This window comes from Luteibacter sp. P1_D3 (genome assembly GCF_056406135.1).
In genome coordinates, this window is the sequence record NZ_JBFUAT010000007.1 from 63,322 (window position 1) to 86,657 (window position 23,336).

Here is a 23,336-nt window from a genome sequence, read left to right on the forward strand (position 1 = left end):
CATGAGCCTTCTCGATATCTTCCGGCGACCGGCAGCGCCGGAAGCCTCGGCTGTGCCCGCGCCAACGCCCGATCCAGAAGTTTCGCCGGTGCCTGCACTCCATGCTCAGGCCCCGGTCGGGCAGACGTTTGACGGCCTGACGGATCCGGGCCTTCTGGAATACATCCGGCGGGGCGAAGCGGGAGGCATGGGCAGCCGCCACCTGCACTCGCTCCGCAACATGGCGGCGCTGCGTTGCGTGTCCCTTCTAAGCCAGATGGTGGGCATGCTGCCCGTGAACCTTCTGGAGAACGGCCCGGACAAGAAATATGCCGAGGATCACCCGGCGTACAGGCTTCTTAAGCTGAAGCCGAACAGTTGGCAGACGCCATTCGAGTTCAAGTCGACCATGCAGATGGTCTGCCTTGAGGAAGGCAACGCCTACGCGCGAGTTATCTGGTCCGCCGGTCGCCCCATCGGGATGATCCCGCTTGCGATCGGATCGACAATTCCCCGGCTGACCAGCCAGTGGGAGATGGTTTACGACTACACCCGGCCTGACGGTCAGCTGGTCACGCTGCCTGCCAATGAGGTCTTTCACCTAAAGGACCTGAGCGTCGATGGCGTGCTTGGGATGTCGCGCATGCGCCTGGCGAAGGATGCCCTGGCGCTGGCACGGCAGGCCGAGCGCGCGGCCGACAGGCTGCTTCGTACCGGCGTGATGGCAGGTGGATCTATCGAGGTGCCCAATGCCTTGAGCGACCAAGCCTACACGCGGATGACGTCATCGCTGACCACGGATTACGCCGGTGCCGAGAACAACGGCAAGTGGATGGTGCTCGAGGAAGGCGCCGTAGCGAACAAGTTCGGTTCCACGGCCTCCGACGCCCAGCACATCGAGAACCGCAACGCCCAGATCGAAGAAGTCGCCCGAGCATTCGGCATCCCGCGCCCGCTCCTGATGATGGACGACACCAGTTGGGGCTCGGGTATCAAGGAGCTGAACAAGTTCTTTGTGAGCTATGGCCTCGGGCCGTGGTTTACCAGCTGGGAGCAGGCTGCCGCGCGCGTCTTCCTGCCGGGCAAAGATCTGGACAAATACACGTTCAAGTTCAACGCGAACGCGTTGTTGCGCGGCACGCCTGAAGAACAGGCCGACTACATCGCCAAATCGCTTGGCGCTGGCGGCCAGGCGCCGTGGCAAACCCAGAACGAGGCTCGCGAAACGCTGGATATGCCGCGGTCGAAAGACCCGAACGCAGACCTTCTTCGCAACCCAATGACACAACCGAGGACCGGCAATGAGCCTCCGAAACCTGCCTGAAATTCGCGCTGACCAGCGCTTGAGCGCGGCAGAGTTTGACGTCCGCCAAGACGCTTTCGAACGTTGGCATCCCGAGGTCCAGGCCGCGAGCGAGACAGAGACATCGATCTCGATCTATGACTCGATCGGCGAAAATTGGGACGGCACTGGCATCACCGCCAAACTCGTCAGCTCGATCTTGCGAAACATCGGTGCTGACAAAGATGTGACGGTCAACATCAACTCGCCGGGTGGCAATTTTTTCGAAGGCGTCGCCATCTACAACCTGTTGCGCGAGCACAAGGGCAAGGTAACGACGCGTGTGATCGGCGTCGCGGCCTCTGCGGCGTCGGTGGTTGCTATGGCTGGCGACGACATCCTCATGGGTGACGGCACCTTCCTGATGATCCACAACGCCTGGACCGTGGCCATAGGCAATCGCCATGACATGGCTGAAGCCGCGGCTCTTCTGGAGCCGTTCGACGCAGCAATGGCGAAGCTATACGCGAATCGCGCCGGCATTACGGTGGCAGCCGCCGCGGCCCTGATGGACGACGAGACATGGATCGATGCCGACCAGGCGCTGAAGGACGGCTTTGCCACCGGACGCGTCGACACCTCGGATGTCGCCGAGGTCGAGCCCGCGAAGGCCAGTAGCAAGAAGTCTCTTGCCATGGTTGAAGCCTCAATGAAGCGTTCGGGGTACTCCCGAGCGGCTCGCCGAGACGCCCTTAAATCACTTTTCACTGGTACGCCGAGCGCTGCCGATGAACCTGCCACGCCGTGCGCTGGCGCCGACCTCGCGGATTCCCTGCGAGCAGCTTTGCTTACCCTCGGAGTCAACCAGCAATGAATATGAAGCCCAACGCCCGCGTCCAGCGTGGTATCCAGTCCGTTCGTGCCGAAGGCGCGAACAACCCGGGCGAGGTCAAGGCCCTCGTCGAGTCCCTGAACCAGGCGTTCGCCACGTTCAAGGCCGAGCACACGAAGCAGCTCGAAGACATCAAGCAGGGCCAGACCGACGCACTGCAGGCCCTGAAAGTTGACAAGATCAACGCTGATATCGATCGCCTGCAGGCCGCGGTCGACACCGCGAACACGCAGCTCGCAGCTGCCCAGATGGGTGCCGGTGGCGATCAGCGGCGCTTGCGCGACGCCGACTACAGCGCTGCGTTCCAGGCGCATGTCCGCAAGGGCGCCATCGAGGCATCGATGTCGAAGGGTTCTGCGCCGGATGGTGGTTACACCGCCCCCGTCGAATGGGACCGTACGATTACCGACAAGCTCGTTCTGGTCTCCCCGATGCGTCAGATCGCACGTGTCCAGCCCATCTCTGGGAACAGCTTTACCAAGCTGATTAACCTGCGCGGTACGGCCTCCGGTTGGGTCGGTGAAACGGCTGCTCGGCCGGCCACGGCAACCTCCCAGTTCGGCTCGCTTCAGTACGATACGGGCGAGATCTACGCCAACCCGGCCGCGACGCAGCAGCTCCTCGATGATTCCGAAGTCGATATCGAGGCGTGGCTCGGCGACGAGGTCGAGCTCGAGTTCTCCCATCAGGAAGGCCTCGCCTTCGTCTCGGGTGACGGCACGAATGGCCGACCGAACGGCTTTCTGACCTACGTAACCGGCGGTGCGAACGCGGCCAAACATCCGCTCGGCGCCATCAGCCTGGTGAACACCGGTGCTGCTGCGGCCATCACGTCGGATTCCCTCATCGACTTGGTGTACGCCGTCCCCAGTGCCTATCGCGGTGCTGCGCGATTCCTGATGAACAACACCACGCAGGGCATCGTGCGCAAGCTGAAGGACGGCCAGGGCAACTACCTGTGGCAGCCGTCGGCCGTCGCCGGTCAGCCGGCCACGCTCAATGGCTATGCGCTGACCGAGATGCCGGATATGCCGGATGTGGCGGCGAACTCGCTGCCGATCGCCTTTGGCGACTTCAACCGCGGCTACCTGGTCATTGATCGCAAGGGTGTGACCGTGCTGCGCGATCCGTTCACCAACAAGCCGTTCGTGCAGTTCTACACGACCAAGCGCGTTGGCGGCGGCCTGCTCGACCCGACGCCGATCAAGGTTCTGAAGGTCTCGGCGTAAGCCACCAACCACCAACCACCAACTACGGGGCCGGAAGGTCCGGCCCCGTTCGGAGAAACGCATGGCAAAGCTCACGAAGGCCTTCCGGGGCGTAAAAAGCGGCGATATTTATCCCACCGACTTCGCCCAGGGCGACGATTGCCCGCGTGAGTTGGAGGCGGGCGCCAAGGCATCCGGAGCCCTCAACGGCGCCGTCCAGCTGACCGCCGCCGAACAATTCGTGTCGGGCACCGCTGCGGATGTCATCGCTAGCCTGGCCGACCAGAAGGACGTCGACCTGCTCAACGAGGCGTTGACGGCCGAGAATGACAAGCAGAACTCGCGGAAGACGGTGGTTGATGCGATCACCGCTGCCATCGCCGCCCTGCAGGGCTGATCATGGGCCTGATCACGATTGAGCAGGCGCGTGCGCACTGCCGTGCCGACGCCGATGTGCCGGATGCCCAGCTGCAGCCTTACATCGACGGAGCCGAGAGCGCGGCGTGCGCTTACCTCAATCGTGCTGTTTTTGGCACTCAGGGCGACCTTGATGCCGCCTTGGACGCCCTTCCAGCAAAGGCCGCTACCGCGGCGCAGGCATATGCTGACGCCGTTGAGGCTGCGGCGTCCATTGTTGACGCCGACCAGCGCCGTGTGACGCTTGAGGTCGCCAGTTTGCGGAAGAGCATCTCCTCCGCAGACGCCACTCGCGTCATGAACGGCATCGTCGCGGCGCCCAGTGTCGTAAGTGCCATCTTGCTGACCCTCGGCAGCCTCTACTCGAACCGTGAGGCGGTGATCGTGGGCCTGCAGGTAGCAGAGTTGCCGCTCGGCGCGTGCGAGCTCCTTCGGCCGTATCGCCTGGTAATGATGCCGTGAGCCTTGCCGCTGGTTCGTTGAACCGTCAGATCAGGATCCAGGAGAAGATCGACGGCCACGACGCCGCCGGCCAGCCCACGAAGGTGTGGGCAGACTTCCTGTCGACGTGGGCGAATGTGAGGGGTCAGACCGGCGTCGGCACGATTGTCGGGGCCCAGGGCGACATTGCCTCGGCGGTTACGCAGTACAGCTTCCGCATCCGCTACAGGCAGGGCCTCGATGCTGGGATGCGCGTGTTGCTGGATGGAGCCCCGTATGACATCACGTCCGTGCAGATGGACGAAGACCGCCGCGAGTGGACCGACCTGGTCTGTAATCGAGGAGCGAACGATGGCTGACCAGCATATCCACACCCCTGACTACGGCCGCGGCCCTCGCCATGTGTACGTCAATGGTAAGCCGATGAAGCGCGTCGTTTACGCGGACACCCGTCGCGGCATCGTGCGTTACGTACCGGAGCCGATACGGTTGAACAAGCGCGGGGACTGCGTCATCGAGCGTACTCGCCGCGGCAAGGTCGAAGTGAAGCCGATCGATGGCTGAGGGCTTCCAGGCGAAGGCGGACACGAGTAGCGCCTTCGCGGGTCTTGACCAACTCACCGGCCCGCTCGCGACCAAGCTCGCGCGGTCAATGGGCGTTGCCAGCGGCACGGTGTATCGCGACGAAGCGAAACTGCTGGCCCCTAAGGACGATGGATTGCTGGAAAGCGCGATCTACCTTGCCTACAAGGACAACCGGTCCAACGACGACAGCGTGACGTACTCCATCACGTGGAACGCAAAGAAGGCACCGCATGGGCACCTTCAGGAGTTCGGTCACTGGCAGACGCATGTGACCTACAAGGGATCGGACGGGCATTGGTACACGCTGCCGAACGTTCCCTTGGCTCAGCCGCGGTGGGTTCCGGCGCATCCGTTTCTCCGCCCAGCCTTCGACTCCGCTCGGGCCCGGGCGCAGCATGCCGCGATTGACCGCGGTCGCGAGCGCCTTCCCGAGCTTTTCCGCGAAGCCTACCAACCACCTGACGAAGACTTCGTATGAGCCTGGAGGAGAGCCTTTTCGCGCTGCTTGGCCCGCTCGTCGAAGGGCGCTGCACGCCGGACGTCACCGACGACAACCCCGTCTATCCGCTGATCGTCTATCAGGGCGCCGGCGGCCAGGCCATCGACTTTGCTGACCAGACGCCGGCCGACAAGGACAACGCCAGAGTTCAGGTCTGGGTGTGGTGCCGCACCCGCCTGGAGGCGAGCGCGCTCGCGCGGCAAGTGCGCGACGTTCTGCTAGCGAGCAGCCTGACCGTGAAGACCCTCGGCGCCGCCGTTCCCGACACCAACGCCGTCCTGAAGCTTTACGGGGCTCGCACCGATTTCAGCATCTGGTATCCGCGCACGTAGCGGCGACCTGACAGCAGCACCACCGGCCGCCGCAGGGCGGCTTTTTCTTGCCCGCCGTTTGGCGGCGAACCAACCCACCGTCAAACTCAGAGGACTCACGCATGAGCCTGAAATTCCCCAACGGCGCCGTTTTCGGTATCTCCACCGCGATCGCCGCCGCCATTGCAGCCACTGCTGTATCGAACGCGAACCCCGCGGTGGCCACGGTTCCGACCGGCTCGATCGATGAGGGAGATGTCCTCGTCCTTCTCTCCGATTGGGTCGATGCCAACAACACTGCCGTCGAGGCTGGCGATGTCACTGTCGGCGCGAGCGACACCGTGAAGTTGCTCGGTTTCGACGCGACGGACACGGACACCTTCGAGGCTGGCAAGGCGAACGCTCGCCTGGCCGTCGCGTCCGGCTTCGTCGACTTCAGCCAGCAGGGCGAGGTGTCCACCAGTGGCGGCGATCAGCAGTTCTGGACGGGCCAGTTCCTTGAGGCGACCCGCCAGATCAGCGTGCCGACGGTGAAGAACGCGAAGACATTCACGCTTCCGCTGTTCTTCGATCCGAAGCTGCCGTGGTACGCGGCGGCGAAGGCCGCTGACCGCAAGCGTGAGCCCATCGTGCTGCGATGCAAGCTTCCCGGCGGTGACACCATCTACCGCTACGGCTACCTGTCGTTCGATGCCGACCCGACGATGGCGGCCAATACCCCGATGGGCAACACGGCGACCTTCTCGGCGCTGGGTGACTCCATCCTGGTGGAGGCTGACGCTTGAGCCTGAAGAAGGGCTCCGGCCCCAAGACCCTGCCGGCGACCCTGACCATCACCGGCCAGGGTGCGACCGACAAGATCGACGTCACCTACCACAACCGGAAACAGTCGGAAGTCATCGAGCGCGCCCAGAGCGGCGCGTCGCTGATCACCTACGTGGTCGAGTCGTGGAGCCTGGACTTCGAGCTGACCGAAGAGGGCGTCGGCGAACTCGAGGACGAGTACCCCGGCATGGTCGGAATCCTGATGGAAGGATTCCACCAGGCCCGGCGGAAGGCCATCGAAAAAAACTGATCGCCGCCACTCGGGCGCTTTACTGGAAGCGCCCGAGCGAGGCGGAGCTCGCGGGTACCGGCCTGAAGCCGAAGCACTACATCGAGCCTGACGTGAGCGTCTTGCCCGAAGTGTGGGATTCCATCCAGTTCTTCTACAAGGTCTGGCGCCAATGGCGCGTTGGCCAGGGCGGCGCCTACGCCCTCGATTACCTCGTCGTGTTCCACGAACTCGACCGCATGAACCTTCCCCCCGATCGCTACGACGAGATGCTCGCGCACCTGCGCGTCATCGAAGAGACGGCGCTCGAAGTCATCCACAAGGGCTGAGCAATGGCTGACGAAGAAAGCATCGGCACCGCCCGAATCGATGTCACGATCAACACCGCGACGATGGATGTCGGGGCGGAAGCTGCCAAGCGGAAGGTATCTGGGCTCGGTGCGGAGGCTGCAGCCCAGTTCGACAAGGCGAATGCCAGCACGAAGCGGTACGCCGACAGCCTCCTTCGCCAGGCTGACATGCTGGGCAAAACCCGCGCCGAGCAGATCGCCTATAACGCCAAGGTGAAGATCGGCGGCGAGCTGGGTGACCAGATCGCAAAGAAGGCGCTCGCCAACCAGGCCGCGCTGACGAAGGCGACTGACGATTACGTTATGAGCGACAAGGCGCGTGCCGCCGCGATGCGCGGCGTGCCCGCCCAGATCACGGACATTGTGTCGGGCCTGGCGACGGGCCAACGGCCGTTGTCGGTCTTGCTGCAGCAGGGCGGGCAGCTGAAGGACATGTTCGGCGGTGTTGTACCTGCTGCGAAGGCCCTAGGCGCATCTGTGCTCGGCCTGATCAACCCGGTCACGATCCTTGCGGGGGCTTCGGCGCTGCTTTTTGCCGCATGGAAGGCTGGCAGCGACGAACAGACCGCCTTCCAGAAGGCGATCATCAACACGGGCAACTACGCAAACACCACGGCTCAGCAGCTGCAGGGCTATGCGGCGGACCTCGGCGCAGCGAATGGCAAGCAGCACGATGCTGCGCTCGTGCTCGCGGAAGTGACCGGATCGGGCAAGTTCACGTCTGATCAGCTGCGCCTGGTTGCCCAGGCCGCGCTTGCGGCCGGCGACGGTGCAAGCGACGTCGTCGCGCAGTTCGCGAAGCTCGGCGACGACCCCGTAAAGGCTTCGGTCGAGCTCAATTCGACCATGCACTTCCTCACCGCAGCCACCTACGACCAGATCAAGGCGCTGGAGGATCAGGGTCGCACGCAGGATGCCGCCACGCTGGCTATGCAGACCTACAGTGCCGCCGTGGTTTCGCGGACCAACGAGGTGAAGGCGAACCTCGGCCTGCTGGAAAAGTCCTGGGCTGGCGTCACCGGCGCCGCCAAGACTGCATGGGACACCATGATGGACGTGGGCCGGCCGCAGACCGACCAGGCCAAGTTCGATGTCCTTGCTCAGAATCGCGATGCGGCGAAACAACTTATCGACCGCGGCAAGGGCGGGATCTCGTTCTACGGCACGACGGCGCAGAAGTACTACGACGACGCCACCCAGCAGCTCAGTGCGATGCAGGATGCCTACATCGCGGCCCAGAAGAAATCCACGCAGCAGGCGAACCTTCAGCAGGCCAATGATGCCGCTATTTCGCTGTCGCAGCAGGCCCAGCAGTACGAGTCCGACGAGACGAAGCGCGCCCGCGAGATCGCTGCCATCCACCAGCAGGCCAACGATGCGATCGCGAAAGCCAACCTGGCCGGCGACAAGGACCTCGCGGCGAAGATTCGAGCCAGTGAGGCCGCCGCTGTGGCTGGTATTCAGTCCAGGGCGCCGAAGGAAAAGGATCTGACGATCGACGTGTCTGACGGCTACAAGCAGATGCTTGACCAGATCGAAAAGAACATCACGGCCGACAAGAAAGAGATCGAGCAGCGCGCGAGGGCGACGGTTGAGCTGATCTCCTACCGGGAGGCCATGCAGCAGCGCCTCCAGACCGACAAGCAGGCCTTGGACCTTCAGGTGCAGAGCCTGGGGATGGGGCAGCACCAGATCGACCTACAGCGGCAGCTGCTGGACGTTCAGAGAGACGCAGACCGGGACCTGGCCAAGCTCAACGAGCCCTCGAATCGTCGCACGCTGACCGACGACGAGTACCAGGCGCGCCTCGCCGCGATCAAGGACTACGAGGATCAGCGCACCCAGCTGATCTACGACGCCGATGAAAAGATTCAGGCGGCGCGTGGCGACTGGACCAATGGTGCCAAGCGCGCGATCGCGGATATCCAGTACGACGCGGCCGACACGGCGGCCAGCGTGGGCAACCTGGTACAGAGCACCTACGGGAGCTTGTCGGACTTCATCGTCAACGCGGCGACCACCGGCAAGGCCAGTATCAAGGACCTGGTGTCCTCAATCCTGAAGGAAGTGGCGCGACTCGAAGCCAACAAGGCGGCGGCCGGCCTGCTGAGCTACGGGATCAATGCGCTGATTGGTGGCGGCTAYGGCGGCACGAACGGCAGTGGCGGGGTCGACTACAACTCGTCGGGTTTCGTGTCGCACGTGTACGCGAAGGGTGGTGTCGTCGATGGCGCCGCCCTCTCGAGCTATTCGAACAGCATCGTCGATAGACCGACGACCTTTGCCTTCGCCCGCGGCGCTGGTCTGATGGGCGAGGCCGGACCGGAGGCGATCATCCCGCTGACGCGCACTGCCGACGGCAAGCTCGGCGTCAAGCAGGTGGGCGGTGGTGGCGGCAGCGGGGACGGAGTGAGCGTCAGCGTCGTCGTGAACGCCGATGGCAGCAGCGGCGTGTCCACACAGGGTGATGACGCACGCTTCGGTCAGCAGCTCGGCGATGCCATCAAAGCCACGGTGAAGCAGGAGCTGGCCATGGCAATGCGGCCTGGCGGCGCGCTCTGGCGGAGGCAGCCGGCATGACCGACACCTTCACTTGGGCGACTCAGGCCGGCAACACTGGGACCGAGACGGGCTCGGTGCTCGAGAGCCGCTATGGCGACGGGTACCGGGCGATCGTCGCCAACGGCATTGATCCGGTGTCGCGATCGTGGCCCTTCTCGTGGACGGGCCGGTGGCAGGACGTCTTCGCTATGCGCGATTTCCTCCGCGCACACACTGGCGTGCCGTTCTACTGGACGGCCCCGCGTGACGTGCAGCAGCTCTTCACCTGCAAGGAATGGCAGGTCCGTGACGTTGGCGGCCCGATCTACACCATCTCGGGCACCTTCGAGCAGTTCAACGCGTCATGACGATCTATGCAGATATCCAGACCCTTGCGCCTGGCGCCTGGGTCGAGCTCTTCGAGATCGACGCACGCGCAATCACTGGCGGTGGTTCGGGCGACATCCTCCGGTTTCACGGCTATACGCGAATGGGCCAGATTTTCTGGCAGGGGAATGCCTACGACCCATGGCCGATCACGACCCAGGGGTTCAAGGTCGATCCCGACCAGCCACCGGTGCCGACCCTATCGGCCGGCAACATCAACGGTCGCATGACTGCGTTGTGCCTGGCCTTCCAAGACCTGGTCGGCGCGCGAATGACGCGCCGTCGCACGCTGGGTAAGTACCTCGACGCCATCAACTTCCCCGAAGGCAACCCGACGGCCGACCCAGAGCAGGAGATCCCTCCAGAGCTGTGGTTCATCGAGCGTCGCTCGGCCGAGGATTCCACGCAGGTCACCTGGGAGTTGGCAAGTCCGATGGACTTCGGCGGGCGACAGCTGCCGGCGCGGCAGATCATCGCGAACGTGTGCAGCTGGCTGATCAAGGGCGGCTATCGCGGGCCCTACTGCGGCTATACGGGTCCCGCGGTCGCCCAGGCCGACGACACGCCAACGGATGACCCTGTGCTCGACGCGTGCAGCGGTCGCCTGCGCGGCTGCCGGCTTCGCTTCGGCGAAAACAGTGAGCTCCCCTATGGATCGTTCCCTGCCGCGACCCTGATCAAGTGATGAAACTGACGACGCAAGCCGACATCCACGCGCACGCGCTGGCGGAGTACCCACGCGAGTGCTGCGGCGTGATCGTGGTCCGCAAGGGGCGTGAGCGCTACATTCCCTGCCGGAATGTGGCCGAGACGCCTTCCGACCATTTCCGGATGTCCACGCAGGACGTGAAGCTCGCCGAGGGCGAAGGCGAAATCACAGCCGTTGTGCACTCGCATCCCAACGTGCCAGCGAGGCCTTCAGAGGCGGATCTGGTCGGGTGCGAGCACTCGGAGCTTCCTTGGGTGATCGTCAGCGTGATGCCCGGGCCGGTGATTGCGGATACGCAGGTCATCCAGCCGAGCGGCTACGCGGCACCTCTGGTGGGCCGTAGCTGGGCGCACGGTGTGCTCGACTGCTGGGCACTGTGCCGGGACTGGTATGTGGCCGAGCGTGGCGTGCAGTTGCCGGACCCCGAACGGGCTGATAACTGGTGGGACGACGGCGTCAGCGACCTGTACGGCGATGCCGCCATGGAGTCCGCTGGGTTCACGAAGATCAACCTGAGTGACATCGCCGAGGGCGACCTGATCCTCATGCAGATTCGGTCGAAGAACCTCGTCCCGAACCACGCTGCGATCTATCTGGGTGGCGGCCACATCCTCCACCACCTCTATGGCCGCCTGAGCTCGCGGGACGTTTACGGCGGCTACTGGCAAGAGACGACGCGCTCGGTGTGGCGCCTGGAAACGACATGACCGCAACGACCATCATTTTGTCTGGCCAGATGCGAAAGCGCTTTGGCCGATCCTTTCAGTTGCATCTCGACACCAAGACGCCGGCAGAAGCGATACGCGCCCTGTGCACGATGGTCGACGGCTTCAGGCAATTCCTCATGGATGGGATGGACCGCGGCATCGAGTTCGCCATCTGGCGCGGCGAGGGCGCGCACGCCGAGAACATCGGCAAAGAGCAAATGCGCGAACCGGCAGGGTCGGTGATCCGTATTGCGCCGGTCCATGCGGGCGCGAAGAACGGCGGTGTGCTGACCACGATCGTGGGCGCCGTGCTGGTGTTCATCGGGTTCGCGATCTCCGGTTTCTCCTTCGGTACCCTGTCGCCCTTGGGCGCGATCTTCGTCACGGCCGGTATCGGCATGATCGCCGGCGGCGTGGTGCAGCTGCTCAGCCCTCAGCCGAAGCTGCAGAAGGGCGGCGCGGACTCGGCGGAAAACCAGGCCAGCTACGTCTTCAACGGTCCGGTCAATACGACGGCCCAGGGCGGGTGCATCCCGGTCCTTTACGGCGGCCCGATGGAGATCGGCTCGACCGTGATTTCAGCCGGGATCGAGGCCATGGACTACAGCTCGCGGCCATCGAACGTCCATCTCGGTACGGCCCTCGGAAACACCAAGACCAGCCCCTACGACGCCGACTGATTCAGTCAAGTACGAACACCACCCAGGCCCGCCATGAGCGGGCCTTTTCTTTGGGACATCCATGGGCCTCGATCGAATCCTCGGTGCGAAGGGCGGCGCCGCGGCGCACACCCCTGTCGAAGCGCCGGACACGCTGCGCTCGATTTCCTACTTCCAGATCGAGGACGCGCTTTCCGAGGGAGAGATCGCCGGCCTGGTGAATGGCCTGCAGTCCGTGAAACTGGACGGCACACCAGTCGCTAACGCGGATGGGTCGCTGAACTTCACCGGCGTCTCGGTGCAATACCGGAGCGGCACGCAGGACCAGGCCTCTATCCCCGGCTATGGCTCAGTAAAGAACGAAATCGCCATTGCCACCGAGCTGAAGTCGGTCACCCCGTGGGTGCGGGCGGTCGACAATATCGAACTCTCTGCGGTGTCACTGACGCTTCAGGTAGACGCGCTTCAAAAGAGCGATACATCGAACGGTGACATCAACGGCTTCCTGGTCGGTTTCGCCATCGATATCTCCACGGATGGAGGTGCCTACAACACGGTGGTCAACGGTGCGTTCAACGGTAAGGCCAGTGGCCCGTATCAAAGGACGATTCGTGTCGACCTTCCGCCGGCAACCCTCGGGTGGAACGTCCGTGTCCGTCGTCTGACCCCGAACGCCAACAGCGCAACGGTCGCAGATACCACGCGCATCGTCTCGATGACCGAGATCATCGACGCAAAGCTTCGCTACCCGAACACCGCTTATATCGCCATCAGTGGCGACGCTTCGCAGTTCTCGAATATCCCGGCTCGATCGTACGTGTGCTTTGGCCGAATGATCCGCGTGCCCAGCAACTACGACCCACAGACCCGCGCGTATAACGGCATCTGGGACGGCTCGTTCAAGATCGCCTGGACGAACAATCCGGCGTGGATCGTCTACGACATGATCGTTCAGGACCGCTTTGGCTTGGGCGATCTCGTCGACGCGTCCCTTATCGACAAGTGGGAGCTGTATCGGATCGCTCAATACTGCGACCAGCTCGTGCCGGACGGAAAGGGCGGCCAGGAGCCGCGCTACACCTGCACGGTATACCTCCAGTCCCGCGCGGATGCCTTCCGCCTGATGGGCGATCTCGCCTCGGTATTCAGCGGCGTGACCTACTGGATGGGTGGGGCGATCACGACGATCGCCGACATGCCGCAGGACCCGGTCTACACCTACACCGCAGCGAACGTGATCGACGGGCGGTTCACTTACCAGTCCAGTGCCCGCAAGACTCGCTTCTCGACCGCCCTGGTCACGTACAGCGATCCTACCAACAGCTATAAGCAGGTTCCTGAGTACGTTCAGGACGCAGCGGCGATCGCTCGCTATGGCGTTCAGCAGGACGAGTTCGTGGCGTTCGGTTGCACAAGCCAGGGCCAGGCGCATCGACGCGGACTGTGGGCCATCACGACGAGCCAGTACGAGACCGACTCGGTCGTCTTCTCGGTGGGCCTCGAAGGGCTACGCGCGGCGCCTGGCCAGATCATCCGCGTGCAGGACCCTTCTCGCGCTGGCTTTCGCCAGGGTGGCCGCATTAGTGCATCGACGGAAACGAAGGTTACGGTCGATCGCGCGCCCGGCGAGGTTGCCGTGGGGGACACGCTGACAATCCATCTGCCGACAGGCACTGCCGAGACGCGCACGATCAGCCAGGTCAATGGCCGCGACCTCTACGTCAGCCAGCCCTTCACCGAGGCACCGGTGGGGCAGTCCGTGTGGACAGTTGAGAGCGCGACACTGGCCAACCAGACGTTCCGCATCCTCAATGTCTCCGAGGACAGCAGCCAGGGGGCCATCAGCTTCACGATCAGCGCTGTGCAGCATAACGCGAGCAAGTTCGCGCACATCGACAACGGCGCGCAAATCCAGATCCCGCCGATCAGCAAGCTGCCCACCGGCGTCCAGCCACCGCCGACTAACGTGCGCGTGTCCAGCCACCAGGTGGTCGAGCAGGGCATCGCCAACAACGTGATGACCATCGAGTGGGACGCGGCGATCGGCGCGGCCACCTACAAGGTCGAGTGGCAGAAGGATAACGGCCAATGGATTCAGGCCGGCCAACCACCGACGACATCGGTCGATGTTATCGGCGTTTACACCGGTACCTACGTGGCGCGGGTAACAGCCATCAATAGCGGCAACACCCCGTCGCTTGCAGCCTTGAGTGCTCCCACGCCCATTCTGGGCAAGACGGGTGCTCCGCCGCTGCTTACGACTCTCACGACGGTCTCGCTGCCGTTCGGCATCGGCTTGGACTGGACGTTTCCGCCGAACGCGACCGACAGTCAGCGAACGGAGATCTGGGCGAGCACCAATCCGGTCCGTCCTGACGCCGAGGGAACGATCGCTTACCACATGGGCGACTACGCCTATCCGGGAAGCCACACCGAGCTCCACGGCCTGTCTGCCGGTGCCTCGTTGTTCTTCTGGGGTCGTATCGTCGACAAGGCCGGAAATATCGGTGGCTGGTATCCGGTGGCTGGTGCCGTCAACGGGCAGAGCATTTCGGACCCGGACCAGCTGCAGGACTACTGGAAGCAGACCATCGGTCGTGGTGCGCTGCAGGCGTCCCTGATGGCGGACATCGACGCTGGCGCCTCGTACGGCCAGTACGTCAACGCGCCCGTTTGGGCCGCCGGCACCGCATACGCAGCCGACAGCATCGTCAGCCATGCCGATCGCCTATGGCGTGCTGCCCAACCTGTACCGATCGGCGGCGCGGAGCCGGGCACGAACCCGACTTTCTGGGAGGACATCGGCGACATCGTGCAGACCGCTTATGGTCAGGCTGCGTCGATCCATGACGCGACGCTGAAGGTCGACGAGCTCGACGGGCAAGTCCAGACCRTTGCATCGCAACTCGATGCGCTGGAGGTCACCGCTGGGACACCGGTGAAGGCTGGCGCGGATACCTCGCCGGCAGGTGGTAACACGCGGCGTGCCGGTATCTACACCTACTCGGTGGCGCGCGTAGACGGGGATCTGGCGGAGGCGACCAAGACCGAGACGCTGACGGCTCAGGTCAGCGGGTATTCGGCTTCTATCCAGACCATTCAGCAGGCCCAGGCGACGCTCGACGGTAAAGTAAGCGCCTCCTACACGATGAAGGTGCAGGTCGCGGCGAACGGCCAGTTGTACATGGCGGGCATCGCCATCGGCGTCGACTATAGCGGTGGCGACGCCTCTTCGCAGGTTCTGGTGAATGCGGGCACGTTCGCCGTGATCAACGCGGTCGATGGTGGGTCGCCGGCGACGTACCCCTTCGTGATTCAGGGTGGGCAGGTGTTCATCAGCCAAGCGCTTATCGGCACCGGCTGGATCACCGACGCGATGATCGGGAATCAGATCAAATCGACCGCCGTGACCAGCGGCGGCTTGCCTGTGTGGGAAATCAACAAGTCTGGAACCCGCATTGTTCGCGGTGAGGTTTTCACGATGACCGAGGACACCAATAGCTGGCGCATGGCGGCTAACGCGACGGGTGTGGTCGTAATCGAGATGGGGAACCTGGTCTGATGGCCGTCGGTCTTCGTGTTCGCGATCCGGTGACGGGTGTAGTGCTCATCACACTCGATACGCACCTGACGAAGGTCCTCGGTTTCTTCAACACAGGTACGGCCGATGGCTCTATCGCCGACGGAAGCCTGGCCAACGGAACACCCTTCTTCGCGCCGCTTCCTGCGGACGGATCGAGTGGCAAGCAAACCCCGACGTTCGTCATCACTTCAAGCGGAATGAGTTGGTCGTGGCCTGGGAACCCGCCCGCGAACGCGCGCGTGGCAGTGGACGTCACCTATGGATTCTGGACCTGATGCCTGTCGGCTTTCGAACAAGAAACTCTGGTGGAGGGATCCAGATCGACCAGACCTACCGCAATCTCGCGCTGCGGTCGAAGGGATCGTTTTCCCCTGGAACACCATTCAACAGCAATGCGTGGCGTCTCGGATCGATCACGGTATCAGGTAACAACCCCGTACTCGCATGGCGCTGTTCGCAGCCATGCGCGCTGATCTCAGCCACCCGTTCGGGAACGTCCATCACCTACCAGTTTGTGGTGGCCGCGACCACCGGCACAGTCGAATGGTGGCTTTTCGACGATCCAACATTCGGCGTTCCCGTTGGTAACGTAGGTCTTCGCATCCGCAACCCAGCAACGGGAGGCGTAGTCTTCGATTCGCGCATGAAGTACATGCGCGTAGTCGGTTCCGTTGCTGGCGACTACAGCCAGCTCGTTCCCCCAGCGAACGGAAACTACTCGGGAAGCCCAGCGATCATCACTGGCAACGCCGCCTATCGTTACATCGTCCAGACGATCGGTGCGCCCACCGGGCCGCCGCCCTATCCATGGATTGAGATAGCGATGTGGCCAATGGCAGCCGTCAACGGCTCACAGGTGACATGGTCTCAGCAGGCCACCGGTGGTGTGAACCACCAGGCTAACGAGACCATCTCAACCCCGAGTACGCAGCAGAACTCGTACAGCTACCTCTTCGTCGACGTCTCCAACTACTGAGAATCCCATGCCCCAGTCCCGTCCCAACTTCGACCCGGCTACCGGCGACGACACGAGCGGCGCGCTGCGCAAGCTCGACAACAACTGCAACGATCTGGATACGCGCCTCATTGCAGTTAAGACCACGGCGGATGGGGCGAGCACCGCTGCGGGGAACGCCCAGACGACGGCCACGGCCGCCAATACGCTCGCGAACACAGCCAACAACACCGCCAACTCTGCCCTGACTAAGGCTAACGCGGCGCTCCCGAAGGCGGGCGGCGCTACGACAGGAGCCATTACAGCATCAGTTGGTGCAGGGCTGGCGTTTGGGTCGACGGGTGCCGCCGCCATTGGTGGAACCTACTACAGCGACTATTACCAAGCCTCAGTGAACGCCGTAAGTGCGAACATCCATATGCGCATGCAGTGCGTCGACGTGAATGGGGGTGCGACCTATTCGTTGATCAACACCGCGCACTTCGACAACACGAACGCAGACTTCCGGTTCCAGCACAACGGCATCGCGCAGGCGACCACTTGGCAGAGCACGTCGGACGTGCGGATTAAGCGCAACCTCGTGCCACTGACGGATCCCCTCGACAAGATCGACCATCTGACCGGGTACGAGTTCTACGAGAAGCGAATCAGCTCGGGCCCCCTGCTGGACGAGGAAGGAGGTTTCGTCCTGGATGAGGACGGCAACCCGAAGATGGGCCCAGGCCAGTACATGGCGACCTGCGGGGTGCTCGCCCAGGATGTGAACAGCGTTCTGCCAGCTGCGATCGACAACCTGGGCAGCGGCTTCGATACGGACGACCTGCCTATCGACAATATCCTCGGCGTGAACGACGCCGGCCTGTCGGCCCTCTTTGTTGAGTGCATCAAGGCCCAGAAGGCTCAGATCGCCGACCTGCTCGCCCGGGTGGCTGCCCTCGAGGCCCGCTGACACCCGCGTCACGCCGCGGCGGTATGCTGGCGGCCATGTGCGGACGCTACGCCACCTTCGGACCGGTATCGATCAGCCGTGAGGCCAAGACGGTGCTGGACCAGCTCGAGCTGGATATCGTCAGCGAGATCAACCAGCGGGACGACCAGTTCAACATCGCCCCGACCCAGAAGGCCCTGGTCATTGCCAGTGGGGAGCACGGCTACGAGATCAAGCCGCTGCGCTGGGGCCTGATCCCTGTCTGGGCGAAGGACGAAAAGATCGGCGCGAAGACGATTAACGCCAGGGCGGAGACGGTGGCCACCAAGCCGGCCTTCCGGGCGGCGTTCAAGAAGCGCCGGTGCCTGGTACCCGCATCGGGCTACTTCGAGTGGAAGGGCGAGGCCGGGCACAAGCAGCCGTACTTCATCCACGACCCCGCCGGCGACCTGCTGATGTTCGCCGGCCTCTGGGAGGCCTGGCGCCCCGCCGATGGCGAGGACTGGGTCAAGACCTTCACCATCGTCACTGGCGAGCCTGGGAAGGTCTCCGGCGACATCCACGACCGGCAGCCCGTGATCCTGCCGCCCGACCTTTGGGCGGTGTGGTGCGATGGCATGCCCGACGAGGCCAGTGCAACGCTGGTAGCGGCCCCCGAGGCCGAACTCGTCTATCACCCCGTGCCGAAGGCCGTGGGCTCCCCCAGGAACAAGGGCCCCGAGCTGGTCCAGCCGATCACGCTCTGAGACGGCCACCCGATAATCTGCGGCGATGCCTGTTATCTGGAAACCACCGAATATTCCTGGGGGCGCCCATTTCGCCTACTGGAACGGCGGGGTCTTCGGCTACGTCACCCAGACGGCACACCCGGACGGTCGCTGGCTGATGAAGGTCTTCCCGAGCGGTCAGGACGACGGGACCGGGGCATTCGCCTATGTCCGTACGGAGGCCCAGGCAAAGAAGTTCGTGGAGCGCTGGACGGCGGTGAACCACCATCGGATCGCGCCGGCCAAGGGCCGCCAGATCATGCCGCACGAGGGTCCGCAGCCACGGAAGCCGAAGGGATCCGACGATCGCTCGTGATTAGGGCGGGTTTTCCGGGGCTTGGGTCGCAGTGGCCTCATAGCGCTCTCGATCGCATCCAGGGCAATCCCTTCGCACCCAACCGTATCGACCAGGCATGTTGGGGCAGTAGCCGCCATGCTTGTCGCAGATCAGCCACTCATTGGCGAGACGCCCCGCGGCTTCTCGTGATCGTTGGGAGGCGCGTCGGTCGAACTTCAACGGCGAACGCCGCGGTGACCGATCGCTGCCGGCGGCATGCATGTCGGGCAGTGGGCGCCGATGGGGTAGCGCTTGCGATGGCGCTCGCAGAAACGGAAGCCTCGGCCGCCATCGGAAGATCGTCGGGTCAGCGCCTGGCGCTGTTCGCGCATGTCGCGCGCGATGCGGCTGAAAGAGTCCATGTGGTCATTTTCTCGCCACTCGATGTCACCCAGCGCGACGCCTTGAGCGCCGTAATCAGCCTTCTTTTTTACACATCAATTTACACATCAGGCAAAAGAAAAGGGCCTGCATCGCTGCAAGCCCTTCAAAAACCTGGCGCCCGAAGTTGGACTCGAACCAACGACCCCCTGATTAACAGTCAAGTGCTCTAACCGGCTGAGCTATTCGGGCGGGGAGTTGCGTATTGTCTTTATGTGGGGTGGGGCTGTCAAGCGGGTCTTAACGATTTCGTGAATGTCGCGCAGCGCAGGTGCGTGCGACGTCGGCCGAGGCAGGTTCAACGTGGCTATGGCCATTCTTCGCAACAACGACCGTGATCGTGGTGGCTGGCTTGCCGCGCAGGCACAGTGCCAGGGTCTGGTTGCCCGGCTTGGCGTGTTTGTCGTCGACAGCATGACGTAAGGCGATTTCCGTGCGGGTGCCCATGGCGACCGCGGTCAGCCGTGGATCCAGTGCGTCTTCGACGGCCAGGATGTCGCCGGTGTGCCCGTCGCGGCTGATCCAGCCTACCCCCCCCAGTCCGTTTGCCCCGAACACGCGCGGCCGTCTGCGCTGGGGCAGACGACGGTGCCCTGGTCGCGATCGAGGGCGGCCGTGCGGGCGTGCTGAAGGCTGTTCGTCAGGGCGGTGGTCGCCGCGCGAAGCCGATGGCGCGCGATGGCGTCCGAAAGGGATGGCAGGGCCGTGGCGGCGAGCATGCCCGTGATGGCGAGGGTCATGACGAGCTCGAGCCAGGTAAAGCCGCGACAGGGCGGACGGGGCATGATGGACTCCGAAAGCGGAGTCTGGATCGTGCCTCCGCCCCGAGGCGGTGGTCTGTGGGCGAATGCCTCACATCCCGTAGGCGTTAGCGCTTTAAACTCGTGTTCCTAGCCAGCATATCGTCAGCCATGACAGATCGCTTTCAGCTTGCCTCCCCGTTCCAGCCCTCCGGTGACCAGCCCGAGGCCATTCGACGGCTTACCGAGGGCTTCGACGCCGGCCTGGCGGCGCAGACCCTGCTTGGTGTGACCGGTTCCGGCAAGACCTTCACGATCGCCAACGTGATCGAGAAGATCCAGAAGCCGACCATCGTACTGGCGCCTAACAAGACGCTGGCTGCGCAGCTCTACGGCGAGTTCAAGGAATTCTTCCCGAATAACGCGGTGGAGTATTTCGTCAGCTACTACGACTATTACCAGCCGGAAGCGTATGTGGTCGCGTCGGATACCTTCATCGAGAAGGATTCGAGCATCAACGATCACATCGAGCAAATGCGACTGGCCGCGACCAAGGCGCTGTTGTCCCGGCGCGATTCGTTGATCGTGGCGACTGTGTCGGCCATCTACGGACTGGGCGATCCGGAGGACTACATGAGCCTCCGCCTGATCCTCTCGCGCGGCGAGCACATCGACCAGCGCGCCCTGATCAAGCAACTCACCGAGCTGCAATACGTGCGCAACGAGATGGAGCTGCGCCGTGGCACCTACCGCGTGCGCGGCGAAATCGTGGACGTCTTCCCGGCGGAGTCGGAGGCCGAGGCGCTGCGCATCGAACTCTTCGACGGCGACGTGGAAAATCTCTCTATCTTTGACCCCCTCACGGGCGAGGTGTTGCGCAAGGTGCCGCGCTACACCGTGTACCCGAAGACGCACTATGCGAGCACGCGACAGAGCGTGCTCAATGCCATGGAGACGATCAAGGTCGAGCTCTCCGAGCGTCTCGAGCAGCTTTACAGGGACAACAAGCTGGTGGAAGCGCAGCGTCTCGAACAGCGCACGCGTTTCGACCTCGAGATGATGGCCGAAGTGGGCTTCTGCCAGGGCATCGAAAACTATTCGCGGCACATGACGCGACGCGGCCCCGGCGAGCCGCCGCCGACCCTGTTCGATTACCTGCCGCCCGATGCCTTGATGGTGGTCGATGAGTCGCACGTGACCGTGCCGCAGCTCGGCGCCATGTACAAGGGCGATCGCTCGCGCAAGGAGACGCTGGTCGAGTTCGGCTTCCGTCTGCCCTCGGCGATGGACAACCGGCCGCTGCGCTTCGAAGAATGGGAGCGCCGCGCGCCGCGCGCCATCTATGTGTCGGCGACGCCGGCGAAGTACGAGTTGGAGAAGGCCGACGACAATGTCGTCGAACTGGTGGTCCGTCCCACCGGCCTGATCGATCCGGAAGTCGAAGTGCGACCGGTTCGCACCCAGGTGGACGACCTGCTCGGCGAAATTCGCTTGCGCGTCGCCATGGGCGATCGCGTGCTGGTGACGACGCTGACCAAGCGCATGTCGGAGAATCTCACCGACTACCTCTCCGAGCACGACGTGAAGGTGCGCTACCTGCATTCGGATATCGACACCGTGGAGCGCACGGAGATCATCCGCGACCTGCGACTAGGCGAATTCGACGTGCTGGTAGGTATCAACCTGTTGCGCGAAGGTCTGGACATGCCCGAGGTGTCACTCGTGGCGATCCTGGATGCGGACAAGGAAGGCTTCCTGCGATCGAACCGCTCGTTGATCCAGACGATCGGTCGCGCGGCGCGTAACGTTCGCGGCAAAGCCATTCTCTACGCCGACGAGATCACCGGGTCGATGAAGATCGCCATGGACGAGACGGCGCGCCGTCGCGAGAAGCAGATCGAGTACAACGCGGCCCATGGGATCACACCGACCACCGTGGTACGGCGTATCGCCGACATCATGGAAGGCGCTCGTTCCGACTTCGGTTCGCGCGGCAAGGGTAAACGCGGCAAGGAGGCGAAAAAGGTCGCCGAGGAAGCCGCGGACTACGGCTCGCTTACGCCGGAGCAGGTCGGCTCGACCATCAAGAAGCTCGAAACGAAGATGTATAAGCACGCCCAGAACCTCGAATTCGAGGAGGCCGGCAAGATCCGCGACGAGATCCATCGTCTGAGGGAGCGGGCCCTGCGCTAGGGCCATCATCGGGCGCGGCGGAAAAAAATCCGTCGCACCCTCTTGCAGACCCCGCCGGGCGCCGGTAAACTGCGCAGCTCTTCGGGCGGTTAGCTCAGCGGTAGAGCACTACCTTGACATGGTAGGGGTCACAAGTTCGATCCTTGTACCGCCCACCACTTTTCCCCAGTGCGGAAAGTGGCTTGAAGACAGTGATTAAGGAGCCTCTCAGGGCTCCTTTTTTATTGCCTTTCGGTTGGGTTGGTACCCCTCGAAAGCGCCCGTTGTAAAGCGAGTCCTGGTCGAGGGCCAGTCATCCGGCTTGGTGCACTCATCGCCGAACAAGCTCACGGTGGCAACAGCGCGCGCGGGTGTCGTCTGTTCCAGGGTGATGCGATGTCCAGCAGAGACCCCGGTGGTCAGGAGGTCCATCCCAGCTGCCAGTCCGTCCTTGGCACCGCGATCCAGTTCCAGCTGGTACCGACATTCGAAGTCGTCGGTATGCTTACCTTGCAGCCGCTTCGCCGAGACCACGCCACCTTCCAGCGGAACGGCGCGAATCAGTGACTTCTGAGCAGGTGGAAGGGTAGGCAACCCGTAAACCTTGCGCCGTTCGTCTCCCTTGCGCATGAGAAACGAGCCTTGCGCGCCTTCCCGCGGCTCGTCACCCAGATTGACTGCGCTGGCGAAGGCTGGAAGTTCCTTCTCGGAAATCATGTACGTGCGTTCGCCCCAGGACACGGGCACGACATGGTCGGCAAAGCCGGTACCCCTCGGATCGTTGGGCTGCTCGTACTTTAGAAGCAGACTGCCGTCCGCTTGAGGGATTGCCTTTCCCTTGTTGGCTGCGTAAGTGCCAAGACATCCTTCCCACGTGGCTGCAACACCAGCATGGGGCGCGAGCGAGAGGGATACGTTTGCGCCAAGGCCATCGCCGGAATAATAGTCGCCAGCCCAGGCGACGCTCGGCGTTGTCGAATTCTCTCTGTCTATGGCGGCGCGCTGCGCGTTCACGACGTGTTTGAAGGATTCTTGTGTTGCGACGTCTTGGGCATTCTCCGCTTGAGGTGGGGTGGCCTGCGGCGGGGATGCATGGCTGAGGGTTGCGGCGCCGAGCAGCGCCAGGGTCAGCCCGAACTGGAACAGATGACAGTTCTTCCTAAGCGAGTGCACGATCCCTGTCTCCTCGTAACCCGGTCGCCACCGTTGGCTTCCTCCGATAGTAAATCAGTCTCTTGATCCAGAGGGGCCGAGAGATAGCTGATGGCGCGGCCTCACCCGTAACGGATGCTGGCGCAGGGCCCACGAAAGCTGTCGCACAGTGCGGATAGGCGCCCTGAGAGCGACAGATCATTCTTCTGATCAACGCCATCGAAATCGGTCGAAAATCTCATGATTCGGCCCCTGAGCCTGGCCCAAGCTAGCCACTGACCTGGCTAAGACATCTCGTCC

28 protein-coding genes and 2 tRNA genes are annotated in these 23,336 nt (G+C 63.2%); 25 read left to right on the top strand and 5 right to left on the bottom strand.

Going from position 1 to position 23,336, the window contains the following annotated elements; translation table 11 throughout:
- The first annotated feature begins 1 nt into the window (after window position 1).
- The 23 genes from AC1DYM_RS06910 to AC1DYM_RS07020 all read left to right on the top strand — a co-directional run bounded on the left by AC1DYM_RS06910 (window position 2) and on the right by AC1DYM_RS07020 (window position 18,570).
- A complete protein-coding gene (locus AC1DYM_RS06910) occupies window positions 2-1,303 on the top strand; it encodes a phage portal protein (RefSeq protein ID WP_477337245.1) in 1,302 nt (433 codons plus the stop codon).
- Window positions 1,281-2,135 carry a head maturation protease, ClpP-related gene (locus AC1DYM_RS06915; RefSeq protein ID WP_477337246.1) on the top strand — a complete coding sequence of 285 codons (855 nt, stop codon included), beginning with the start codon at window positions 1,281-1,283 and terminating at the stop codon, window positions 2,133-2,135. The genes AC1DYM_RS06910 and AC1DYM_RS06915 overlap by 23 nt, the downstream gene beginning before the upstream one ends.
- A complete protein-coding gene (locus AC1DYM_RS06920) occupies window positions 2,132-3,382 on the top strand; it encodes a phage major capsid protein (protein WP_477337247.1) in 1,251 nt (416 codons plus the stop codon). The genes AC1DYM_RS06915 and AC1DYM_RS06920 overlap by 4 nt, the downstream gene beginning before the upstream one ends.
- A 61-nt stretch (window positions 3,383-3,443) precedes the next feature.
- Window positions 3,444-3,758 carry a hypothetical protein gene (locus AC1DYM_RS06925; protein WP_477337248.1) on the top strand — a complete coding sequence of 105 codons (315 nt, stop codon included), beginning with the start codon at window positions 3,444-3,446 and terminating at the stop codon, window positions 3,756-3,758.
- 2 nt (window positions 3,759-3,760) lie between these two features.
- Window positions 3,761-4,240 (top strand): head-tail connector protein, encoded by a 480-nt coding sequence (locus AC1DYM_RS06930; RefSeq protein ID WP_477337249.1) that lies wholly within the window; start codon window positions 3,761-3,763, stop codon window positions 4,238-4,240.
- Window positions 4,237-4,578 (top strand): phage head closure protein, encoded by a 342-nt coding sequence (locus AC1DYM_RS06935; RefSeq protein ID WP_477337250.1) that lies wholly within the window; start codon window positions 4,237-4,239, stop codon window positions 4,576-4,578. The genes AC1DYM_RS06930 and AC1DYM_RS06935 overlap by 4 nt, the downstream gene beginning before the upstream one ends.
- Window positions 4,571-4,783 (top strand): hypothetical protein, encoded by a 213-nt coding sequence (locus tag AC1DYM_RS06940; protein ID WP_477337251.1) that lies wholly within the window; start codon window positions 4,571-4,573, stop codon window positions 4,781-4,783. Before AC1DYM_RS06935 ends, AC1DYM_RS06940 begins: the two co-directional genes overlap by 8 nt.
- Entirely contained in the window at window positions 4,776-5,282 is a 507-nt protein-coding gene (locus tag AC1DYM_RS06945) for an HK97 gp10 family phage protein (protein WP_477337252.1), read from the top strand. The genes AC1DYM_RS06940 and AC1DYM_RS06945 overlap by 8 nt, the downstream gene beginning before the upstream one ends.
- The gene (gene gp17 / locus AC1DYM_RS06950) at window positions 5,279-5,635 is read left to right on the top strand and encodes a tail completion protein gp17 (protein WP_477337253.1); all 357 of its coding nucleotides are present in this window, start codon (window positions 5,279-5,281) and stop codon (window positions 5,633-5,635) included. Before AC1DYM_RS06945 ends, gp17 begins: the two co-directional genes overlap by 4 nt.
- 101 nt (window positions 5,636-5,736) lie before the next feature.
- Window positions 5,737-6,399, top strand: a complete 663-nt coding sequence (locus AC1DYM_RS06955; RefSeq protein ID WP_477337254.1) for a phage tail tube protein — start codon at window positions 5,737-5,739, stop codon at window positions 6,397-6,399.
- Window positions 6,396-6,689: a phage tail assembly chaperone gene (locus AC1DYM_RS06960; RefSeq protein WP_477337255.1), complete on the top strand. Its 294-nt coding sequence runs from the start codon at window positions 6,396-6,398 to the stop codon at window positions 6,687-6,689. Before AC1DYM_RS06955 ends, AC1DYM_RS06960 begins: the two co-directional genes overlap by 4 nt.
- Window positions 6,690-6,751: 62 nt before the next feature.
- Window positions 6,752-6,997 carry a DUF1799 domain-containing protein gene (locus AC1DYM_RS06965; protein ID WP_477337299.1) on the top strand — a complete coding sequence of 82 codons (246 nt, stop codon included), beginning with the start codon at window positions 6,752-6,754 and terminating at the stop codon, window positions 6,995-6,997.
- Between the two features lie 3 nt (window positions 6,998-7,000).
- On the top strand, window positions 7,001-9,598 hold the full coding sequence (locus tag AC1DYM_RS06970) for a phage tail tape measure protein (RefSeq protein WP_477337256.1): 2,598 nt from the start codon (window positions 7,001-7,003) through the stop codon (window positions 9,596-9,598).
- Window positions 9,595-9,927 (top strand): phage tail protein, encoded by a 333-nt coding sequence (locus AC1DYM_RS06975; protein ID WP_477337257.1) that lies wholly within the window; start codon window positions 9,595-9,597, stop codon window positions 9,925-9,927. Before AC1DYM_RS06970 ends, AC1DYM_RS06975 begins: the two co-directional genes overlap by 4 nt.
- Complete coding sequence (locus tag AC1DYM_RS06980) at window positions 9,924-10,631, top strand: phage minor tail protein L (RefSeq protein WP_477337258.1); 708 nt, start codon at window positions 9,924-9,926, stop codon at window positions 10,629-10,631. The genes AC1DYM_RS06975 and AC1DYM_RS06980 overlap by 4 nt, the downstream gene beginning before the upstream one ends.
- Window positions 10,631-11,362, top strand: coding sequence for a C40 family peptidase (locus AC1DYM_RS06985; RefSeq protein WP_477337259.1), 732 nt, complete (start codon window positions 10,631-10,633; stop codon window positions 11,360-11,362). Before AC1DYM_RS06980 ends, AC1DYM_RS06985 begins: the two co-directional genes overlap by 1 nt.
- A complete protein-coding gene (locus tag AC1DYM_RS06990; protein ID WP_477337260.1) occupies window positions 11,359-12,042 on the top strand; it encodes a tail assembly protein in 684 nt (227 codons plus the stop codon). The genes AC1DYM_RS06985 and AC1DYM_RS06990 overlap by 4 nt, the downstream gene beginning before the upstream one ends.
- A gap of 61 nt (window positions 12,043-12,103) precedes the next feature.
- Window positions 12,104-15,583, top strand: coding sequence for a TipJ family phage tail tip protein (locus AC1DYM_RS06995; protein WP_477337261.1), 3,480 nt, complete (start codon window positions 12,104-12,106; stop codon window positions 15,581-15,583).
- Window positions 15,583-15,879: a hypothetical protein gene (locus AC1DYM_RS07000; protein ID WP_477337262.1), complete on the top strand. Its 297-nt coding sequence runs from the start codon at window positions 15,583-15,585 to the stop codon at window positions 15,877-15,879. The genes AC1DYM_RS06995 and AC1DYM_RS07000 overlap by 1 nt, the downstream gene beginning before the upstream one ends.
- Window positions 15,879-16,580, top strand: coding sequence for a hypothetical protein (locus AC1DYM_RS07005; protein ID WP_477337263.1), 702 nt, complete (start codon window positions 15,879-15,881; stop codon window positions 16,578-16,580). Before AC1DYM_RS07000 ends, AC1DYM_RS07005 begins: the two co-directional genes overlap by 1 nt.
- A gap of 7 nt (window positions 16,581-16,587) precedes the next feature.
- A complete protein-coding gene (locus tag AC1DYM_RS07010) occupies window positions 16,588-17,508 on the top strand; it encodes a tail fiber domain-containing protein (protein ID WP_477337264.1) in 921 nt (306 codons plus the stop codon).
- Window positions 17,509-17,543: 35 nt separating this feature from the next.
- Window positions 17,544-18,233 (top strand): SOS response-associated peptidase, encoded by a 690-nt coding sequence (locus AC1DYM_RS07015; RefSeq protein WP_477337265.1) that lies wholly within the window; start codon window positions 17,544-17,546, stop codon window positions 18,231-18,233.
- Window positions 18,234-18,258: 25 nt separating this feature from the next.
- A complete protein-coding gene (locus AC1DYM_RS07020) occupies window positions 18,259-18,570 on the top strand; it encodes a hypothetical protein (protein WP_477337266.1) in 312 nt (103 codons plus the stop codon).
- A gap of 197 nt (window positions 18,571-18,767) precedes the next feature.
- Here AC1DYM_RS07020 and AC1DYM_RS07025 read toward each other — a convergent pair whose 3' ends face one another.
- From AC1DYM_RS07025 to AC1DYM_RS07040, 4 genes are all read right to left on the bottom strand, one after another.
- Window positions 18,768-18,953, bottom strand: coding sequence for a hypothetical protein (locus tag AC1DYM_RS07025; protein WP_477337267.1), 186 nt, complete (start codon window positions 18,951-18,953; stop codon window positions 18,768-18,770).
- Window positions 18,954-19,087: 134 nt separating this feature from the next.
- Window positions 19,088-19,164: transfer RNA gene (locus AC1DYM_RS07030), tRNA-Asn, on the bottom strand.
- Between the two features lie 48 nt (window positions 19,165-19,212).
- Window positions 19,213-19,530, bottom strand: coding sequence for a hypothetical protein (locus AC1DYM_RS07035; RefSeq protein ID WP_477337268.1), 318 nt, complete (start codon window positions 19,528-19,530; stop codon window positions 19,213-19,215).
- Window positions 19,500-19,757 (bottom strand): pilus assembly FimT family protein, encoded by a 258-nt coding sequence (locus AC1DYM_RS07040; protein WP_477337269.1) that lies wholly within the window; start codon window positions 19,755-19,757, stop codon window positions 19,500-19,502. Before AC1DYM_RS07040 ends, AC1DYM_RS07035 begins: the two co-directional genes overlap by 31 nt.
- Before the next feature lie 126 nt (window positions 19,758-19,883).
- Here AC1DYM_RS07040 and uvrB point away from each other — a divergent pair, with 126 nt between their 5' ends.
- A complete protein-coding gene (gene uvrB / locus AC1DYM_RS07045; RefSeq protein ID WP_477337270.1) occupies window positions 19,884-21,905 on the top strand; it encodes an excinuclease ABC subunit UvrB in 2,022 nt (673 codons plus the stop codon).
- 83 nt (window positions 21,906-21,988) lie between these two features.
- Window positions 21,989-22,063, top strand: a tRNA-Val gene (locus AC1DYM_RS07050).
- Between the two features lie 49 nt (window positions 22,064-22,112).
- On the opposite strand, the gene AC1DYM_RS07055 is transcribed toward AC1DYM_RS07050, so the two are convergent.
- Window positions 22,113-23,057 (bottom strand): hypothetical protein, encoded by a 945-nt coding sequence (locus AC1DYM_RS07055; RefSeq protein WP_477337271.1) that lies wholly within the window; start codon window positions 23,055-23,057, stop codon window positions 22,113-22,115.
- Window positions 23,058-23,336: the final 279 nt, after the last annotated feature.

What these genes read in the sequence shown, in the direction of transcription:
- AC1DYM_RS06910 (WP_477337245.1), top strand. Translation starts at nt 2, where the DNA reads ATGAGCCTTCTCGATATCTTCCGGCGACCGGCAGCGCCGGAAGCCTCG.
- AC1DYM_RS06915 (WP_477337246.1), top strand. Translation starts at nt 1,281, where the DNA reads ATGAGCCTCCGAAACCTGCCTGAAATTCGCGCTGACCAGCGCTTGAGC.
- AC1DYM_RS06920 (WP_477337247.1), top strand. Translation starts at nt 2,132, where the DNA reads ATGAATATGAAGCCCAACGCCCGCGTCCAGCGTGGTATCCAGTCCGTT.
- AC1DYM_RS06925 (WP_477337248.1), top strand. Translation starts at nt 3,444, where the DNA reads ATGGCAAAGCTCACGAAGGCCTTCCGGGGCGTAAAAAGCGGCGATATT.
- AC1DYM_RS06930 (WP_477337249.1), top strand. Translation starts at nt 3,761, where the DNA reads ATGGGCCTGATCACGATTGAGCAGGCGCGTGCGCACTGCCGTGCCGAC.
- AC1DYM_RS06940 (WP_477337251.1), top strand. Translation starts at nt 4,571, where the DNA reads ATGGCTGACCAGCATATCCACACCCCTGACTACGGCCGCGGCCCTCGC.
- AC1DYM_RS06945 (WP_477337252.1), top strand. Translation starts at nt 4,776, where the DNA reads ATGGCTGAGGGCTTCCAGGCGAAGGCGGACACGAGTAGCGCCTTCGCG.
- gp17 (WP_477337253.1), top strand. Translation starts at nt 5,279, where the DNA reads ATGAGCCTGGAGGAGAGCCTTTTCGCGCTGCTTGGCCCGCTCGTCGAA.
- AC1DYM_RS06955 (WP_477337254.1), top strand. Translation starts at nt 5,737, where the DNA reads ATGAGCCTGAAATTCCCCAACGGCGCCGTTTTCGGTATCTCCACCGCG.
- AC1DYM_RS06975 (WP_477337257.1), top strand. Translation starts at nt 9,595, where the DNA reads ATGACCGACACCTTCACTTGGGCGACTCAGGCCGGCAACACTGGGACC.
- AC1DYM_RS06980 (WP_477337258.1), top strand. Translation starts at nt 9,924, where the DNA reads ATGACGATCTATGCAGATATCCAGACCCTTGCGCCTGGCGCCTGGGTC.
- AC1DYM_RS06985 (WP_477337259.1), top strand. Translation starts at nt 10,631, where the DNA reads ATGAAACTGACGACGCAAGCCGACATCCACGCGCACGCGCTGGCGGAG.
- AC1DYM_RS06990 (WP_477337260.1), top strand. Translation starts at nt 11,359, where the DNA reads ATGACCGCAACGACCATCATTTTGTCTGGCCAGATGCGAAAGCGCTTT.
- AC1DYM_RS07000 (WP_477337262.1), top strand. Translation starts at nt 15,583, where the DNA reads ATGGCCGTCGGTCTTCGTGTTCGCGATCCGGTGACGGGTGTAGTGCTC.
- AC1DYM_RS07005 (WP_477337263.1), top strand. Translation starts at nt 15,879, where the DNA reads ATGCCTGTCGGCTTTCGAACAAGAAACTCTGGTGGAGGGATCCAGATC.
- AC1DYM_RS07010 (WP_477337264.1), top strand. Translation starts at nt 16,588, where the DNA reads ATGCCCCAGTCCCGTCCCAACTTCGACCCGGCTACCGGCGACGACACG.
- AC1DYM_RS07015 (WP_477337265.1), top strand. Translation starts at nt 17,544, where the DNA reads ATGTGCGGACGCTACGCCACCTTCGGACCGGTATCGATCAGCCGTGAG.
- AC1DYM_RS07020 (WP_477337266.1), top strand. Translation starts at nt 18,259, where the DNA reads ATGCCTGTTATCTGGAAACCACCGAATATTCCTGGGGGCGCCCATTTC.
- AC1DYM_RS07025 (WP_477337267.1), bottom strand. Translation starts at nt 18,953, where the DNA reads ATGGACTCTTTCAGCCGCATCGCGCGCGACATGCGCGAACAGCGCCAG.
- AC1DYM_RS07040 (WP_477337269.1), bottom strand. Translation starts at nt 19,757, where the DNA reads ATGCCCCGTCCGCCCTGTCGCGGCTTTACCTGGCTCGAGCTCGTCATG.
- uvrB (WP_477337270.1), top strand. Translation starts at nt 19,884, where the DNA reads ATGACAGATCGCTTTCAGCTTGCCTCCCCGTTCCAGCCCTCCGGTGAC.